Source organism: Streptomyces sp. NPDC002795, assembly GCF_042888725.1.
Lineage (GTDB): Bacteria > Actinomycetota > Actinomycetes > Streptomycetales > Streptomycetaceae > Streptomyces.
Window position 1 is genome coordinate 53,154 of the sequence record NZ_JBIAQB010000015.1, and the last position, 15,960, is coordinate 69,113.

The window sequence follows — 15,960 nt, forward strand, 5'->3', positions numbered from 1 at the left end:
GCACTATGGCCAAGGCAATGTATGTACCGAAGGAGTCCCAGCCCAAGCAGGGCAAGGGGGCGGCGTCCGAGAAGAAGGACGGCAAACGCAAGATGGTGGCGCAGAACAAGAAGGCGCGCCACGACTACCTGATCATGGACACCTACGAGGCCGGCATCGTGCTGACCGGCACGGAGGTCAAGTCGCTGCGGCAGGGCCGCACCTCGCTGGCCGACGCCTTCGTCCAGATCGACGGGGGTGAGGCGTGGCTGCACAACGCCCACATCCCCGAGTACAACCAGGGCACCTGGACGAACCACGCGGTGCGTCGCAAGCGCAAGCTGCTGCTGCACCGTGAGGAGATCGACAAGCTGGAGTCGAAGTCCGAGGAGACGGGTCACACGATCGTGACCCTGGCGATCTACTTCAAGGACGGCCGGGCGAAGGCCGAGATCGCGCTCGCCAAGGGCAAGAAGGAGTACGACAAGCGGCAGACGCTGCGCGAGAAGCAGGACCGGAGGGACTCGGACCGGGCGATCGCGTCGGCGAAGCGGCGGCAGCGGAACAACGAGCGGATGGGCTGACGCCCGCCCGTCGGGAATACGCTGGCATCGTCGGGCGTTGGTCACGTACGATGGCAGTGTTCCTCACCGCAGGGACACGGACCGCAAGGTCCACCTTTGAAAAAACAACATGGGGATGATCGGTTTCGACAGCGGATGTCGAAGCAGGGGAAGCGTGTCGAGGAAGCGACAATGATCTCGTTAACCATATGTCGCAACCAATAATCGCCAATTCTAAGAGCGATTCCCAGTCCTTCGCCCTCGCTGCCTAATAAGCAGTGAGTGAGGGACCCTAAAGGGTGTCAGCCCGGGAGTGTTCCCGGCCCGGATCCTGGCATAATCTAGGGGACTAAACTTTTCCGTCCGGCCACGGGGCGGAAAAGGAAATCAAACAGTGGCTGGGCCCGTCGGCGACTTGTTCGCGTGATCACCGGGGCCGAGAAAATCGAAGCGAACTGCACACGGAGAAGCCCTGCTGCTGCACCGTTGGACGCGGGTTCGATTCCCGCCATCTCCACCACCCCATGCGATAAGGCCCGACTGTTCACACAGTCGGGCCTTTGTCGTGTGTGGTGCGGTCTTGGCGGGGCCCTGCGGTTCCGGGATGCTCCTGTGGCATGAGGAGACGTAAGGGATCGAGATGGGCCCTGCCCGCCGTAGTCATCTTCGTTGCCGCGACGCTGAGTTGGGGTGGTGGCCCCGCCGGCGCCGATTCCACCCCCAGTGGGCTGCCGGAGGCGATCGACACGATTCTCGGGGACGCGCGGATGGAGGGCGGCGCCGCGAGCGTCGTCGTGGCCGACGCGAAGACCGGGGAGACCCTGTACCAGCACAATCCGACCGGGCGGCTGATGCCCGCCTCCAACACGAAGCTCGCCACCTCCGCCGCCGCCATGGGGACTCTCGGCCCCGACTACCGGTTCGGCACGGACGTGCTCGCCGGTGGGCGGGTGCGCGGCGGGGTGCTCGACGGGGACCTGTATCTGCGCGGCACCGGGGACCCGACCACGCTCGCCGCCGACTACGACAAGCTCGCCGCCGACGTCGCCGCGGCCGGTGTGAAGCGGGTGAGCGGGCGGCTCGTCGCGGACGACACCCGGTTCGACGACCACCGGATCGGGGACACCTGGGGCGGCGACGACGAGTCCGCGTACTACGCCGCCCAGATCAGCGCGCTGAGCGTCGCGCCCGACACCGACTACGACACAGGGACCGTCATCGTCGAGGTGAAGCCCGGCGCCAAGTCCGGGGACAAGCCCGCCGTCAGCGTCACGCCGAAGAACGACTACGTGCGCGTGGACGTTCAGGCGTCGACCGTCGGGGCCGGGGGAGAGGACACCGTCGCCGTCGAGCGGCGGCACGGGGCCAACACGATCACCGTGAGCGGCACCGTGCCGGTGGGCGGGGACACCACGAAGGAGTGGGTGACCGTGTGGGAGCCCACCGGATACGCGGCCGCCGTGTTCCGGGACGCGCTCGCCGCGCACGGGGTGAAGGTCGGCGGTTCGACCAAGCTGGGGCGGGCCACGCCGCAGGGCGCGAAGCGGCTCGCCGCGCACGACTCCATGCCCCTGAAGGACTTGCTGGTCCCCTTCATGAAGCTCTCCAACAACATGCACGCCGAGTCCCTCACCAAGGCCATGGGATACAAGGCGACCGGAAAGCCCGGGAGTTGGGGTGACGGCACCGACGCCGTCGCCGGCTATCTGAAGGGCGCGGGGGTCGACGCCACCAAGGTGCGGCAGGTCGACGGGTCGGGTCTGTCGAGGAAGGACAACTTCGCCGCCCGGCAGCTCGCCGACCTCCTCCTCTCCGTACAGGACGAGCCCTGGTACGCCGACTGGTACGCGTCGCTGCCCGTGGCCTGTGACCCGGACCGGTTCGTCGGCGGGACGCTGCGGAGCCGGATGTGCGACACGCCCGCGGCTCTCAACGCCCGTGGGAAGACCGGGTCGTTGACGGGCGCGTCCGCGCTCTCGGGCTACGTGAAGGACGCCGACGGGCGGCTGCTCGTCTACAGCGTCGTCCAGAATAACTACCTCGTCGACTCCGTGAAGCCGCTGGAGGACGCCGTCGTCGTGACCCTCGCGAAGTCGACGTCCAAGGAGGCGAAGGCCGTCGTGCCGAAGTCCACGCGCGCCGTCCCGGCCGCCGAGCGGGACGGTGGCCTGGAGTGCTCGTGGCGCAAGCCGGCCACGTGCTGAGCCGTCAACGGGCCGCGCGTACGTAGGCGTACAGCGCAAGCAGCAGAGCGCACACCGCCGCCGTGACCGGCACCGTGTACGCCGCGGTGGGGCCCCAGCGCTCCACCGCGGCGCCGCCCGTCGCGGAGCCGCAGGCGATGCCGGTGAGGATGCCGGTCACGGCGAGCGTCATGCCCTCGTTCAACTGGCCCTCGGGCGTGCGCTGTTGAACCAGGGTCATGCCCGTCACCATCGTCGGCGCCGTGGCCATGCCCGCGACCAGGAGCGCGCCCCCGAGGACGTACAGGGAGCCCGTGAGCCAGGCCGCGAGCAGGGGCAGCGTCATCAGGGCCGCCATCGCCGCCACGCAGAGCGGATGGCGGCGGGCCGCCGGGCTCGCCGGGCGCCATGCCCCGTAGACCAGCCCCGCCGCGCAGGAGCCCGCCGCCTGGAGCGCCAGGACGCCGCCCGCCCACACCTTGTGGCCCTGCGCGTCGGCGAAGGCGACCGTGACGACTTCGAGCGAGCCGAAGATTGCGCCCGTGGCGAGGAAGGCGAGCAGCAGGGGCGGCATGCCACGCGCGCGTAGTGGCGTTTTCGTCGCCTTCGTACGCGCGTGGGGCGGCGGTTCCGTCGCGCGTTGAGCGGTGAAGATCAGCACGCCGGTCACCATGAGCACGGCGCTGACCAGGGTGCCCGCCTCAGGGAAGAGCGAGCCGCACAGGAAGGCGGCCGCGACGGGGCCGAGCATGTAGCAGAGCTCGTCCGCCGCCTGCTCGAAGGAGTTCGCCGTGTGCAGGGCGTCCGGGGTCTCCTTCAGCAGGTGCGCCCAGCGGGCCCGGGACAGGCCGCCGGTGTTGGGGGTCGTCGCGGACGCCAAGTAGGCGGCGAACAACGTCCAGTTGGGCGTCCCGAAGTGCACGCACAGGAGCAGGGCGAGCGAACCGCACGCCGATATGACGGTGGCCGGTACCGCGATCCGCGCCTGCCCGTGGCGGTCCACGAGGCGTGCCGTCCACGGTCCGACGAGTGCGTTGGCGACCAGTCCGGTGGCGGTGACGGCGCCCGCGAGCGCGTACGAGCCGCGCGACCCGGAGATCATGATGACGGCGCTGATGCTGAACATCCCTTGCGGGAAGCGGGCGATGAGGTTGCCGAGGGTGAAGGCGCGGGCGCCGGGGATGGTGAACAGCCGGGTGTAGGACGTGGCGGTGGACATGTGAAGAGCGTCGCCGCAGGTCAGGTGTGGGGTCCAACACCTGCTCGGTGCCGATTCACACGTTTGTGTTGTAAGTTCGCGCGATGTCGCCCCCGTCGAACGTCGACCCCCGCCTCCTGCGCGCCTTCCTCGCTGTCGCCGACGAGCTGCACTTCACCCGCGCCGCCGCCCGGCTCTACGTCGCTCAGCAGGCGCTCAGCCGCGACATCCGACGTCTGGAACGGGAGTTGGGCGTCGATCTCTTCGGCCGCACCACCCGTCAGGTGACGCTCACCACGGACGGGGCCCGGCTGCTGCCGCACGCGCGGCGCGTGATCGCGGCGCAGGACGAGCTGCTCACGGCCTTCACCGGGCCCGCCGCCACCGACCGGCCGCTGCTCGTCGACGTCAACAGTCCGGGTCTCGCGCACGAGCGGGTGCTCGCACGGGCCCGCGAACTCGCCCCGGACCACGAGCTGATGGCCCGCTACGAGAGCGGTCTGACCGGCGCCGCCGCCGAACTCCTCGCGGGGCGGCTCGACGTGTCCTTCGGCCGCTTCGCCGGGCTCGACCCGGCCGTGCGCGCCCGGCTCTCCCAGCAGCCCGTGCGCTACGAACCGATGGCGATCATGCTGCCCGAGGACCATCCGCTGGTGGCGCTCGACGCCGTGCCCCTGGGCCGGCTTGCCGGTGAGACGGTCTACGCGGGCGCCGGCAACCCCCGCACGCCCGAATGGACCGATCTGGCCCGGCTGTTGTTCGAGGGCCGGGGCATCCGCGTCGCGCCGCCCGCGCCGCTCGCCGTCGGCAAGGAGGAGTTCCGCCGGATCATGGACAAGTACCGGAATCCGGTTCTCACCGGGGTGGATTTTCCGGCCATGCCGGGGTCGGTGCTGCGCCCGCTCGTCGACCCGGTGCCGCTGTCGCCCGTGTCACTCGTGTGGCGAAAGGGACGTAAACACCCCGGAATCACGGCACTTCGGGCCGCCGCGGCCGCTCTCGCGGAGGAGAGCGGGTGGCTGGAAAGGCCTGCGGAGGCGTGGATTCCAGCCGCAGATGTGCAGATTATGTTGAGTCGTGAATGAGGTGTGTGCGTGGGTGTCACTGGTGTGCGCTACATTCTGGACTTGGGTGCGATGTGATAGTGGGGGCGCTCGGATCGGGTGGGGGTCCGGTCCGGTCTGTGAAGGCCCGCGACATCGCCCGCGCACCCGTGAATGTGTCCTTGGGGGGATGTGCGTACGGTGGAAGATCCGCGAGAAGACGGCCTGTCCGGGCCGACCCATGACCCGCACGAGGTGACGGTCCAACTCGACTTCACAGGCCGCCAGTTGGGCGGTCTGCCCGGCGCGAGACCGGGTGCGGCCGGGAGCGACGCGGGCGACGGTGAGGGTCGGGCGGGCGGAGCGGTCGCCGGCGACGCCGAGGACAAGGAACTCCCCGTCTTCGTCGACGACTCGGGGCGGCGCGGCCGCAACTTCCGCCGTTTCGGCGTGGCCGCAGGGCTGGCCATCGCGGTCTACGCGGTCGTCATCGTGGTCACCGTCTTCTCCGGGAACTCCGACGCGCCGTGGCTGCCGCTGCCCGCCGAGGGCAAGCGCGCGAGCAAGGTGGGCACCGAGCCGTCCGAGCCCACGCCGTCCGTCTCGTCGTCCGGGTCACCGGGCGCCACCCCGCAGCCCAGCGCCTCCGGCAGCGTTCTCCCGAGCGCCCCCGCGGCGCCCGGCGCCAGCGCGCCGCCGTCGGCCGGGGCCGGCACGTCCGGGAAGCCGTCCACCGGGACCTCGCCGTCCAGCGGGCCCACGGATGGTGACACGTCGCCGAGCACGAAGCCCACGAAGCCGGACGACAGCGACCCGCCGACGACCGAGCCGTCCGGAGGCGGCTCCGTCGACCCGCCGACGGACCCCGGCGGCCAGCCGAGCGGTCCCGCGGAAGGGTCCGGGGCCGACGGCACGGGCACCCTCGCCGTCAGCGGCCTCGTACACCTGCTCGTGGCGCCCCTTGTCCAGCCTGTCCCGCCCCTGGAAAGCAGCGTCCTGTAGATGTCCGACCGCTCACACCGTGCACCGGCCGCGGCCCGCAGGCGCCGCCTTCCGCTGCGCTACCTGCTGCCCTCGCTGCTGCTCGTCGCCGTGATCGCGATGCTGATGCTGCGCGGCTACGTCCACAGCGAGATCCTCGCCGATCACCGCATCCGCCCCGGGGCGGCCACCGACAAGGTGCCGGAGAGGATCCTCGACGGCGGACCCGTCATCGACACCAGGAGCGGCCGGGAGACCAGCCACTCCATAGGCAAGCACCAACTGGTGCTCACCTTCGACGACGGCCCCGACCCCGAGTGGACCCCGAAGGTCCTCGACGTGCTCAAGAAGCACGACGCGCACGCCGTCTTCTTCGTCACCGGCACCATGGCCTCCCGCTACCCCGACCTGGTGCGCCGCATGGTGGACGAGGGGCACGAGATCGGCCTGCACACCTTCAACCACCCCGACCTCTCGTACCAGTCGAAGAAGCGCATCGACTGGGAGCTGTCGCAGAACCAGCTGGCGCTCGAAGGCGCGGCCGGTGTGCGCACCTCCCTGTTCCGGCCGCCGTACTCCTCGTTCGCCGACGCCATGGACGACGCGTCGTGGCCGGTGACCAAGTACATCGGCTCGCGCGGCTACATCACGGTCGTCAACAACACGGACAGCGAGGACTGGAAGCGCCCCGGTGTCGACGAGATCATCCGGCGTGCCACGCCCAAGGGCGGCGAGGGCGCGATCGTCCTGATGCACGACTCCGGTGGCAACCGCTCGCAGACCGTCGCCGCGCTCGACCGCTTCCTGCCCGAACTCCAGGGCACCGGCTACAAGTTCGCGAACCTGACCGAGGCCCTCGGCATGCCCGGCGCGCACACGCCCGTCAGCGGCGTCGAGCTGTGGAAGGGCAAGGCGTGGGTCTACGCGGTGGAGGCCTCGGACAACATCACGGGCGTCCTCGTCGTCGGCCTCGCCGTCATCGGCGTCCTCGTCATGTCCCGCTTCGGCCTGATGCTGATCCTGTCCGGGGTGCACGCGCGCAGGGTGCGCCGCAAGGGCTTCGCGTGGGGGCCGCCGGTCACGGAACCGGTGTCCGTCCTCGTGCCGGCCTTCAACGAGGCCAAGTGCATTGAGAACACGGTCCGTTCGCTGATGCAGAGCGAACATCCCGTCGAGGTCGTCGTGATCGACGACGGGTCGACGGACGGCACCGCGCGCATCGTGGAGAACATGCGGCTGCCCGGCGTCCGCGTCGTCCGGCAGCACAACGCGGGCAAGCCCGCGGCCCTCAACAGAGGCATGGCCAACGCCCGGTTCGACCTCGTCGTGATGATGGACGGCGACACGGTCTTCGAACCGGCCACCGTGCGCGAGCTGGTCCAGCCGTTCGGCGACCCGAACGTCGGCGCCGTCGCGGGCAACGCGAAGGTGGGCAACCGGGACTCGCTGATCGGCGCCTGGCAGCACATCGAGTACGTGATGGGCTTCAACCTCGACCGCCGCATGTACGACATCCTGCGCTGCATGCCGACGATCCCTGGCGCGGTCGGTGCCTTCCGCCGCAGCGCCCTGGAGCGCGTCGGCGGGATGAGCGACGACACGCTCGCCGAGGACACCGACGTCACGATGGCGCTGCACCGCGACGGCTGGCGCGTCGTCTACGCCGAGAAGGCGCGCGCCTGGACCGAGGCCCCGGAGACCGTCCAGCAGCTGTGGTCGCAGCGCTACCGCTGGTCGTACGGCACGATGCAGGCCATCTGGAAGCACCGCAGGGCCCTCGTCGACAAGGGGCCCTCGGGCCGCTTCGGCCGGGTCGGCCTCCCGCTGGTCTCGCTCTTCATGGTGCTGGCCCCGCTCCTCGCGCCGCTGATCGACATCTTCCTCCTCTACGGACTCGTGTTCGGCCCCACGGAGAAGACGGTCGGCGCCTGGTTCGGCGTGCTCGCGATCCAGGCGGTCTGCGCGGCGTACGCCTTCCGGCTCGACAAGGAACGCATGACGCACCTCATATCCCTCCCGCTCCAGCAACTCCTGTACCGGCAGCTGATGTACGTCGTGCTGCTCCAGTCCTGGATCACCGCGCTCACCGGTGGCCGCCTGCGCTGGCAGAAGCTGCGCCGCACCGGCGTAGTGGGCGCGGGACCCGGCGGCCGGGTGCCGCACCAGCGGACGAGCTCCGTCTCCGGTGACGAGCGGAGGCCGGTGGCATGACGCACTTGGTGCCCGAACAGGGCGACCCCACGCGCGCGTTGCCCACACAGCCGACGCCCACGGAACAGGCCGTCGCGCCCCAGCGGCCCGGCCGGGACCGCTACCTCGACCTGCTGCGGTCCATCGCGCTCGTCCGGGTCATCGCCTACCACCTGTTCGGCTGGGTCTGGCTCTCGATCCTCTTCCCCTCCATGGGCGTGATGTTCGCGCTCGCCGGATCGCTGATGGCGCGCTCCCTGAGCAGGCCCGCGCTGAGCGTCATACGGGGACGGCTGCGGCGGCTGCTTCCGCCGATGTGGGTGTTCAGCGCGCTGGTCCTTCCGCTGCTCTTCGTAAGCGGCTGGAACCCGGGCAGCGACCCGGACACCGGCGGCGGCACCTGGGGCTGGCTCGACCTCGTCGACTACGTGATCCCGTTCGCGTCCCCCTCCTACCCGTGGGAGATCGCCAACCCGCCCGGCTTCCTGGAGACCACGTGGGCCGAGCAGGGCATCGGCCCGCTCTGGTACCTGCGCGCGTACCTGTGGTTCGTGCTCGCGTCGCCGCTGCTGCTCAAGGCGTTCCGCAAGCTCCCCTGGGCGACGCTGTGCGCGCCGCTCGCCCTCACGGCCGTGATCGGCACGGGCCTGGTGGAGATCCCCGGCCGCACCGGGGAGGCCGTCACCGACTTCGCCGTGTACGGAAGTTGCTGGGTCCTCGGCTTCGCGCACCAGGAGGGCGTGCTCCAGAAGGTGCCGCGCTACGCCGTGGTGTCCTGCGCCGCGCTGCTCATGGGCTTCGGCCTGTGGTGGGCCTCGGGCCACCTCTCCGAGGAGGGCTGGGACCTGAACGAGATCCCGTTGGCGCAGGCGGCATGGTCCCTCGGGTTCGTCGTCATCCTGCTCCAGTACGCGCCTTCCTGGCAGAAGCTGCCGGGCCGCCTCGCGCGCTGGGACCGCCTGGTGACGCTGGCCAACAACCGGGCCGTCACGATCTACCTCTGGCACAACCTGCTCATCATGGCGACGTTCCCGCTGATCGACCTGCTCTACCAACTGCCGTTCATGGACGACCGGTTGAGCTCCGCGCTGGACACGACGTACATGCTCTGGGCGTTCGTCCTCGTCTGGCCGCTCATCGGCCTCGCGATCGTCGCCACCGGCTGGGTCGAGGACCTGGCCGCGAAGCGCAGACCGCGCCTGTGGCCGGACGGGTCGCGGAAGGGCCGGAAGCAGGCGCGGCACTCCTGACGGCCGCCGGGCCGCCGGGTCACGATGTGATGGCGATGTGGATTTTCGGCATTCAAGTGATGGAGGGGCTCGGTAGCGTGGTTCCGGGGCGCTCGCGACGGACGAGGGCCGACGGGGCGACCAGGTGAAGGTGTGACGTGCAGGCGACGGTGGACGGGTTCGGCTATGGGGCGGTGACCCCAGTGGCAGCGTTCTTAGTGGCCAGTCTGGGAGGGGGAATCGGCCTGCGCTGCACCGTGCGGGCGCGGCAGCTCGACACGGGACGCCCCAAGTGGCTGACGTACAGCGCGCTTTCGCTGGGCGTCGGCATCTGGTCCATGCACTTCATCGCGATGATGGGCTTCCAGGTCCACGGCGCGCACATCGACTACGACGCCCGGCTCACCTTCCTGAGCCTCGCCGTCGCCATTCTCGTGGTCGGCGTGGGGGTCTTCGCCGCCGGCTACGGCGCGCAGCGCACGCCGGTCCTGCTCGGCGCGGGGCTCTTCATGGGGCTCGGCGTCGCGGCCATGCACTACCTGGGCATGGCCGCCATGGAGTTCGCCGGGTCCCTCCACTACAGCGCGCCCGTGGTGGCCGCCTCGGTGGGCGTGGCCGTGGTGGCGGCCACCGCCGCCCTGTGGCTGATCATGAACGTACGCGGGTTCCTCGTCAGCCTCGGCGCCAGCCTGCTCATGGGCGTGGCCGTCTGCGCCATGCACTACCTGGGCATGGAGGCGCTCACCGTCGAGCTGATGGCGCCGTCCAGCGGCACGAGCTCCGCGGTGTTCACGGTCCTGGTCCCGTATCTCATCGGCCCGTTCCTCACGCTGTTCTTCGCCGGCGCCGTGCTGCTCTTCGACCCGCAAATGCTGGAGGGCGACCCGGCGGCGCGCTCCTGAAGCTCCGCCCGAGCCTCACCACCTGCCCACCGGCCGGGTGAGAGCAACGTTCCCCGCCGGTCACTCCACGCCACAGGCCGGAAATCCCGCCTCTCTACGTTCGGTCACGTCAGCTGCGAACCGTGACCTGGAGGCGTGAGATGCCTGGCCCCAAGGAACAGCCCCGGAGCCGGAGTTGGATCGAGCGGTGGGATCCCGAGGACGAAGTGTTCTGGAAGGAGACGGGGGCCAGGGTCGCCCGGCGCAACCTCGCCTTCTCCATCCTGTCCGAGCACATCGGGTTCTCCATCTGGACCCTGTGGTCGGTCATGGTCCTGTTCATGGGGCCCGAGTACGGGATCGACCCGGCGGGGAAGTTCTTCCTCGTGTCGATGGCGACGCTGGTGGGCGCCTTCGCGCGCGTGCCCTACACATTCGCCGTCGCCGTCTTCGGCGGCCGCAACTGGACGATCGTCTCGGCGAGCATGCTGCTCGTGCCGTCCGTCGCCGCGTTCCTGGTCATGGAGCCGGACACCTCGTACACCACCTTCATGTGGTGCGCGGCGCTCACCGGCGTCGGCGGCGGCAACTTCGCCTCCTCCATGACCAACATCAACTCCTTCTTCCCGCTGCGGAAGAAGGGCTGGGCGCTCGGCCTGAACGCGGGCGGCGGCAACATCGGCGTCCCCGTCATCCAGCTCGTCGCGCTCGCCGTGATCGGCGCGAGCGGCGGACCGCGCGTCCTGCTCGGCATCTACATCCCGCTGATCGTCGTCGCGACCGTCTGCTCCGCGCTGTTCATGGACAACCTGGCGACCGTCAAGAACGACACCGGCGCCGCGAAGGACGCCGCGCGCGACGCCCACACCTGGATCATGTCGTTCCTGTATGTCGGCACTTTCGGCTCCTTCATCGGCTACTCGTTCGCCTTCGGCCTCGTCCTCCAGACCCAGTTCGGCCGTACGCCGCTCCAGGCGGCCGGCGTCACCTTCATCGGCCCGCTGCTCGGCTCGCTCATCCGGCCCGTCGGCGGCAAGCTCGCCGACCGTTACGGCGGCGCGCGCATCACGCTGTGGAACTTCGTCGGCATGGCCCTCGCCACGGCCGTCGTGATCCTGGCCTCGGTCGAGAAGTCGCTCACCCTGTTCACCGTCGCGTTCATCGCCCTGTTCGTACTGAGCGGGCTCGGCAACGGGTCCACGTACAAGATGATCCCTGGCATCTTCCAGGCGAAGGCGCAGGCCAAGGGGCTCACGGGCGAGGAGGCGGCCGCGTACGGGCGGCGGCTCTCCGGCGCCTCCATGGGCCTGATCGGCGCGGTCGGCGCGCTCGGCGGGCTCGGCATCAACCTGGCGTTCCGGCAGTCCTTCCAGACGGCGGGCACCGGCACAGGCGCCTTCGTCGCCTTCCTCGCCTTCTACGCCGTGTGCTTCGCCGTGACCTGGGCCGTATACCTTCGCCGCTCGGCGTCGCGCACCGTCGCGAGCTCCACGGCGGAGACGAAGCCGCAGCTCAGCTACGCGGAGGTGTGACATTTGGCCCCGTAACACGTACGCAATAGCGTTGATCCGGGTCCGACACGGAGCGTTGACAGGCTCGGACGACGCACCGGTGGACCCGGTGCACGGAAGAAACGTCGAGCGGGGCGAGAACCAGCATGGACGAGGAACAGCAGGCCACGACGCCGGAGCAGGCCCACGGGCCGCTCGCGGGCTTCACCGTGGGCGTGACCGCGGCGCGCCGCGCCGACGAACTGGGCGCGCTGCTCCAGCGGCGCGGCGCCCAGGTGCAGCACGCGCCCGCCCTGCGCATCGTGCCGCTCGCGGACGACAGTGAACTCCTCGTCGCCACCAAGGAGTTGATCGAGCACGCGCCGGACGTCGTGATCGCCACCACCGCCATCGGCTTCCGCGGCTGGGTCGAGGCCGCCGACGGCTGGGGCCTGGGCGAGGACCTGCTCGGGCGCCTGCGCGGCGTCGAGCTCCTCGCGCGCGGCCCGAAGGTGAAGGGCGCGGTGCGCGCGGCCGGCCTCACCGAGGAGTGGTCGCCCTCGTCCGAGTCGATGGCCGAGGTCCTGGAGCGGCTGCTCGACGAGGGTGTCCAGGGGCGCCGCGTCGCGGTGCAGCTGCACGGCGAGCCGCTCCCCGGCTTCGTCGAGGCGCTGCGCGAGGCGGGCGCCGAAGTGGTCGGCGTCCCCGTCTACCGCTGGCTCCCGCCGCAGGACATCGCCCCGGTCGACCGCCTCCTCGACGCCACGGTGTCGCGCGGCGTGGACGCGCTGACGTTCACCTCGGCGCCCGCGGCGACGGCGCTGCTGCGCCGCGCGCAGGAGCGGGGCCTCACGGCGGAACTGCTCGCGGCCCTGCACCACGACGTGCTCGCGGCGTGCGTCGGCCCGGTCACGGCGGTGCCGTTGCAGGCGCACGGCGTGGACACGGTGCAGCCGGAGCGCTTCCGGCTGGGCCCCCTGGTGCAGCTGCTGTGCAAGGAACTGCCGACGCGTGCGCGTACGTTGCCGATCGCGGGCCACCAGATGCAGATCCGCGGGCAGGCCGTGGTGGTGGACGACGAGCTGCGCCCGGTGCCGCCCGCGGGCATGTCACTGCTGCGGGCGCTCGCGCGGCGGCCCGGGTGGGTGGTGTCCCGCGCGGAGCTGCTGCGCGCGCTGCCGGGCGCTGGCCGCGACGAGCACGCGGTGGAGACGGCGATGGCCCGCCTCAGGTCGTCCCTGGGCGCACCCAAACTGATCCAGACGGTGGTCAAGCGGGGGTACCGGTTGGCCCTCGACCCGGCGTCAGACGCGAAGTACGCGGACGCCGAATAAGCCCCTGCGGCGATCGAGCAGCGGGGTATGGGCAGAGCCCCAATCTGTCGCCCCGTCCGGCGCACGGCCTCGGGGCTCCGCCCCGGACCCCGCTGCTCAATCGCCGCAGGGGCTTTGAATGGTTACCGTACGACGATGCTGATCAGTCCCGACATGGAACTTCGCCGCGCCGTCCCCGAGGACGCGGAGCGACTCGCCGAGGCCGTCGTCCGCAACCGGGAGTTCATGACGCCCTGGGAGCCGTACCGCCCCGAGGAGTACTACACGGTGCGGGAGCAGGCCGAGCGGATCGCCGAGCCCGGCGGAGCCATGTGGCTGCTGTTCGACCGCGCCGCAGGCGACCGCGTGGTCGGCCGCGCCGCGCTCAACGGAATCCACCTCGGCCCCCTGTGCAGCGCCAACCTCGGCTACTGGGTCGACGCCGACTACCGGGGCCGCGGCCTGATCCCCGCCACCGTCGAGGAGGTCTGCCGCGCCGCCCGCGACGAACTGGGCCTGCATCGCGTCGAGGCGGGCACGCTCACCGACAACGAGGCGTCCCAGCGCGTGCTCGCCAAGTGCGGCTTCGTCCGGTACGGGCTCGCGCCCAAGTTCCTGCACATCAACGGGGAGTGGCGCGACCACGTCCTCTTCCAGCGGATCCTGCACGACGAACCGCCGGCGTACGGTCGCCCGTAGTCCGCCAACTCCCGTTCCGGCAGCAGGGGTTCCGGCCGTGCCCGTGGGCGGGCACTGTAGAGGGCATGGCAGCAGTACCCACTGGGCCCCACCCGCCTGCCCCTGCCCCCTACGAGTTGCGCTTCGACTCCGGGCGTCTCTGCCTGGACCTCGTCGCGACCGCGCATCCCGACGAACGCCTCACGAGCCTCGACCCGCTGTGCGCCTGGCTGATCGGGGCGGGGCTCGTCCCGGACGCCGCCGCGCTGGCGGACCGCGCGCCCGCCTGGCTCGTCGCGTTCCGTGAACTGCGCGGCCACATCACCCAGTTGGTGCGCGGCGAACTCTCCGGCCGCCCGGTCCCCGCCGCCCTGGAACGGGTCAACCTGCTCGCCCGCGCGGCCCCGCCCGCACCCCGCGCCGTACGCGCCGCCGACGGCACCCTCGTACGCTCCCTGGACCTCGAACCCGGCTGCCCGGCCCTGCTCGCGGCCGTCGCACGAGACGCCATCGACCTCCTCACGGACCCGACCGTGCGCGACGCCCTGCGCCAGTGCGAGGGCGACAACTGCCCCATCATCTACCTCGACATGTCGCGTGGCCGCAGGCGCCGTTGGTGCTCCAGTGAGGTGTGCGGGAACAGGGAGCGGGTGGCGAGGCATCGGCGGAGGGCGGCGGCTCTGGCCAGGGCGTGAAGGCGGCTCCGTAACTCCCGTTGAACATACGTGAGTTCGTCTGCGTATCCCTCCCGTGAGCCCAGCCGAGAGACATGGCCGAACAGGGGACACCGGAGGTAGGCGTGCGCAAGGATTCCGCCGTGGCCGATGAACGCCCGCCCCGGGCCCGACATCGCGCTCCCCGGCCCCCCGAGCCGGACGAGGAGCTGATGCGCGCGCTCTACGCCGAGCACGCACGGCCGCTTCTGGCCTATGTGCTCCGCCTGGTGGCGGGCGACCGGCAGCGTGCGGAGGATGTCGTACAGGAGACGCTCATCCGCGCCTGGAAGAACGCCGGCCAGCTCAACCGAGCGACCGGTTCGGTACGCCCCTGGCTGGTGACGGTCGCCCGGCGCATCGTCATCGACGGCCACCGCAGCCGGCAGGCCCGGCCGCAGGAGGTCGATCCGTCGCCGCTGGAGGTCATCCCCGCGGAGGACGAGATCGACAAGGCGCTGTGGCTGATGACCCTTTCCGACGCGCTGGAGGACTTGACCCCGGCCCACCGGGAAGTGCTCGTGGAGACGTACTTCAAAGGACGTACGGTCAACGAGGCGGCCGAGACGCTCGGCATCCCCAGCGGCACGGTGCGCTCGCGGGTCTTCTACGCGCTGCGCTCGATGAAGCTGGCGCTGGAGGAGCGGGGGGTGACGGCATGACGACGGGGCACGGATCGTACGGTCCCTTCGGCCACGAGCCGGTGGGTGACGTGCACGAGACCGTGGGCGCCTACGCGTTGGGCATCCTGGACGACATCGAGGCGAGCGCGTTCGAGGCACACCTGGCGACGTGCGAGCGGTGCGCGCGGGAGCTGGAGGAGTTCGCGGGCATGGAGCCGATGCTCGCCGCCCTCGCCGACCTGCCGCCCGAGCGCGGCGCACCGCGCGAGCCGACCCCGCAGGTCGGAGACTCCCTCGCGGCCCGCCCGAGCGCCCGCCTCGCGGAGTCCCTCGCCGACGAACTGGGGCGCCGCCGCGCGCGCAAGCGCAGGCGCGGCCTCTTTCTCGTCGCGGCCGCCGCGGCCCTGATCATCGGCGGCCCGCTGACGGTCATGGCGGTGACGGACGACGGCCGCGTCGGCAGCACCCTCGCCGATCCGCACCCCACGAGCCCCGCGGAGGACGCGTTCTTCCACCACATGCCCGAGAAGGTGAAGGCCACGGACGCCAGGACGAACGTCACCGCGACGATCGGCATGGAGAAGAAGGCCTGGGGCACCCACACCGTCCTGGAACTGAAGAACGTCAAGGGCCCGCTGAAGTGCTCCCTCGTCGCGGTCGGCAAGAACGGCGAGCGCGAGACCGTCACCACCTGGGCCGTCCCGAAATGGGGCTACGGCATCGACAACAGCACGAACGCGAACGCGAAGCACCCCCTGTACGTGCACGGAGGCGCGGCCTTCGACCGGGGCCAGATCGACCACTTCGAGGTCGAGACGCTCGACGGAAAACGGCTCGTGGAGGTGAACGCCTGAACGTACGGGCGCCGCACGTAGCCCTACGGGGCCCCTTTCGCG

General features: G+C 70.7%; 14 protein-coding genes and 1 other RNA gene. 14 read left to right on the forward strand and 1 reads right to left on the reverse strand.

Annotation, left to right across the window (positions count from 1 at the left end; genetic code table 11):
- Positions 1 to 5 precede the first annotated feature (5 nt).
- The 3 genes from smpB to dacB all read left to right on the forward strand — a co-directional run bounded on the left by smpB (position 6) and on the right by dacB (position 2,746).
- Entirely contained in the window at positions 6 to 563 is a 558-nt protein-coding gene (smpB, locus tag ACFYWS_RS35145) for an SsrA-binding protein SmpB (protein ID WP_389283223.1), read from the forward strand.
- 111 nt (positions 564 to 674) lie between these two features.
- Positions 675 to 1,062, forward strand: a transfer-messenger RNA (tmRNA) gene (ssrA, locus tag ACFYWS_RS35150).
- 97 nt (positions 1,063 to 1,159) lie between these two features.
- Positions 1,160 to 2,746 (forward strand): D-alanyl-D-alanine carboxypeptidase/D-alanyl-D-alanine-endopeptidase, encoded by a 1,587-nt coding sequence (gene dacB / locus ACFYWS_RS35155; protein WP_389283225.1) that lies wholly within the window; start codon positions 1,160 to 1,162, stop codon positions 2,744 to 2,746.
- A 4-nt stretch (positions 2,747 to 2,750) separates the two neighbouring features.
- On the opposite strand, the gene ACFYWS_RS35160 is transcribed toward dacB, so the two are convergent.
- Positions 2,751 to 3,944, reverse strand: coding sequence for an MFS transporter (locus ACFYWS_RS35160; RefSeq protein ID WP_389283227.1), 1,194 nt, complete (start codon positions 3,942 to 3,944; stop codon positions 2,751 to 2,753).
- Between the two features lie 83 nt (positions 3,945 to 4,027).
- On the opposite strand from ACFYWS_RS35160, the gene ACFYWS_RS35165 reads away from it, so the two are divergent.
- From ACFYWS_RS35165 to ACFYWS_RS35215, 11 genes are all read left to right on the forward strand, one after another.
- Positions 4,028 to 5,008, forward strand: a complete 981-nt coding sequence (locus tag ACFYWS_RS35165) for a LysR family transcriptional regulator (RefSeq protein WP_389283229.1) — start codon at positions 4,028 to 4,030, stop codon at positions 5,006 to 5,008.
- A gap of 159 nt (positions 5,009 to 5,167) precedes the next feature.
- The gene (locus ACFYWS_RS35170) at positions 5,168 to 5,968 is read left to right on the forward strand and encodes a hypothetical protein (protein ID WP_389283230.1); all 801 of its coding nucleotides are present in this window, start codon (positions 5,168 to 5,170) and stop codon (positions 5,966 to 5,968) included.
- Positions 5,969 to 8,158: a glycosyltransferase gene (locus ACFYWS_RS35175; protein WP_389283232.1), complete on the forward strand. Its 2,190-nt coding sequence runs from the start codon at positions 5,969 to 5,971 to the stop codon at positions 8,156 to 8,158.
- Positions 8,155 to 9,387 carry an acyltransferase gene (locus tag ACFYWS_RS35180; RefSeq protein WP_389283234.1) on the forward strand — a complete coding sequence of 411 codons (1,233 nt, stop codon included), beginning with the start codon at positions 8,155 to 8,157 and terminating at the stop codon, positions 9,385 to 9,387. The genes ACFYWS_RS35175 and ACFYWS_RS35180 overlap by 4 nt, the downstream gene beginning before the upstream one ends.
- A 197-nt stretch (positions 9,388 to 9,584) precedes the next feature.
- A complete protein-coding gene (locus ACFYWS_RS35185; protein WP_389283236.1) occupies positions 9,585 to 10,268 on the forward strand; it encodes an MHYT domain-containing protein in 684 nt (227 codons plus the stop codon).
- Between the two features lie 140 nt (positions 10,269 to 10,408).
- Complete coding sequence (locus tag ACFYWS_RS35190; protein ID WP_389283238.1) at positions 10,409 to 11,779, forward strand: nitrate/nitrite transporter; 1,371 nt, start codon at positions 10,409 to 10,411, stop codon at positions 11,777 to 11,779.
- Positions 11,780 to 11,904: 125 nt separating this feature from the next.
- Positions 11,905 to 13,071: a uroporphyrinogen-III synthase gene (locus ACFYWS_RS35195; protein WP_389283240.1), complete on the forward strand. Its 1,167-nt coding sequence runs from the start codon at positions 11,905 to 11,907 to the stop codon at positions 13,069 to 13,071.
- Between the two features lie 135 nt (positions 13,072 to 13,206).
- A complete protein-coding gene (locus ACFYWS_RS35200; RefSeq protein WP_389283242.1) occupies positions 13,207 to 13,749 on the forward strand; it encodes a GNAT family N-acetyltransferase in 543 nt (180 codons plus the stop codon).
- 65 nt (positions 13,750 to 13,814) lie between these two features.
- Entirely contained in the window at positions 13,815 to 14,423 is a 609-nt protein-coding gene (locus ACFYWS_RS35205) for a CGNR zinc finger domain-containing protein (protein WP_389283244.1), read from the forward strand.
- A gap of 74 nt (positions 14,424 to 14,497) precedes the next feature.
- Positions 14,498 to 15,103 (forward strand): sigma-70 family RNA polymerase sigma factor, encoded by a 606-nt coding sequence (locus ACFYWS_RS35210; protein ID WP_266710860.1) that lies wholly within the window; start codon positions 14,498 to 14,500, stop codon positions 15,101 to 15,103.
- Complete coding sequence (locus tag ACFYWS_RS35215) at positions 15,100 to 15,918, forward strand: zf-HC2 domain-containing protein (protein ID WP_389283247.1); 819 nt, start codon at positions 15,100 to 15,102, stop codon at positions 15,916 to 15,918. The genes ACFYWS_RS35210 and ACFYWS_RS35215 overlap by 4 nt, the downstream gene beginning before the upstream one ends.
- The last annotated feature ends 42 nt before the right edge of the window (positions 15,919 to 15,960 follow it).

What these genes read in the sequence shown, in the direction of transcription:
- smpB (WP_389283223.1), top strand. Translation starts at nt 6, where the DNA reads ATGGCCAAGGCAATGTATGTACCGAAGGAGTCCCAGCCCAAGCAGGGC.
- dacB (WP_389283225.1), top strand. Translation starts at nt 1,160, where the DNA reads ATGAGGAGACGTAAGGGATCGAGATGGGCCCTGCCCGCCGTAGTCATC.
- ACFYWS_RS35160 (WP_389283227.1), bottom strand. Translation starts at nt 3,944, where the DNA reads ATGTCCACCGCCACGTCCTACACCCGGCTGTTCACCATCCCCGGCGCC.
- ACFYWS_RS35165 (WP_389283229.1), top strand. Translation starts at nt 4,028, where the DNA reads ATGTCGCCCCCGTCGAACGTCGACCCCCGCCTCCTGCGCGCCTTCCTC.
- ACFYWS_RS35175 (WP_389283232.1), top strand. Translation starts at nt 5,969, where the DNA reads ATGTCCGACCGCTCACACCGTGCACCGGCCGCGGCCCGCAGGCGCCGC.
- ACFYWS_RS35180 (WP_389283234.1), top strand. Translation starts at nt 8,155, where the DNA reads ATGACGCACTTGGTGCCCGAACAGGGCGACCCCACGCGCGCGTTGCCC.
- ACFYWS_RS35190 (WP_389283238.1), top strand. Translation starts at nt 10,409, where the DNA reads ATGCCTGGCCCCAAGGAACAGCCCCGGAGCCGGAGTTGGATCGAGCGG.
- ACFYWS_RS35195 (WP_389283240.1), top strand. Translation starts at nt 11,905, where the DNA reads ATGGACGAGGAACAGCAGGCCACGACGCCGGAGCAGGCCCACGGGCCG.
- ACFYWS_RS35200 (WP_389283242.1), top strand. Translation starts at nt 13,207, where the DNA reads ATGCTGATCAGTCCCGACATGGAACTTCGCCGCGCCGTCCCCGAGGAC.
- ACFYWS_RS35205 (WP_389283244.1), top strand. Translation starts at nt 13,815, where the DNA reads ATGGCAGCAGTACCCACTGGGCCCCACCCGCCTGCCCCTGCCCCCTAC.
- ACFYWS_RS35210 (WP_266710860.1), top strand. Translation starts at nt 14,498, where the DNA reads ATGGCCGAACAGGGGACACCGGAGGTAGGCGTGCGCAAGGATTCCGCC.
- ACFYWS_RS35215 (WP_389283247.1), top strand. Translation starts at nt 15,100, where the DNA reads ATGACGACGGGGCACGGATCGTACGGTCCCTTCGGCCACGAGCCGGTG.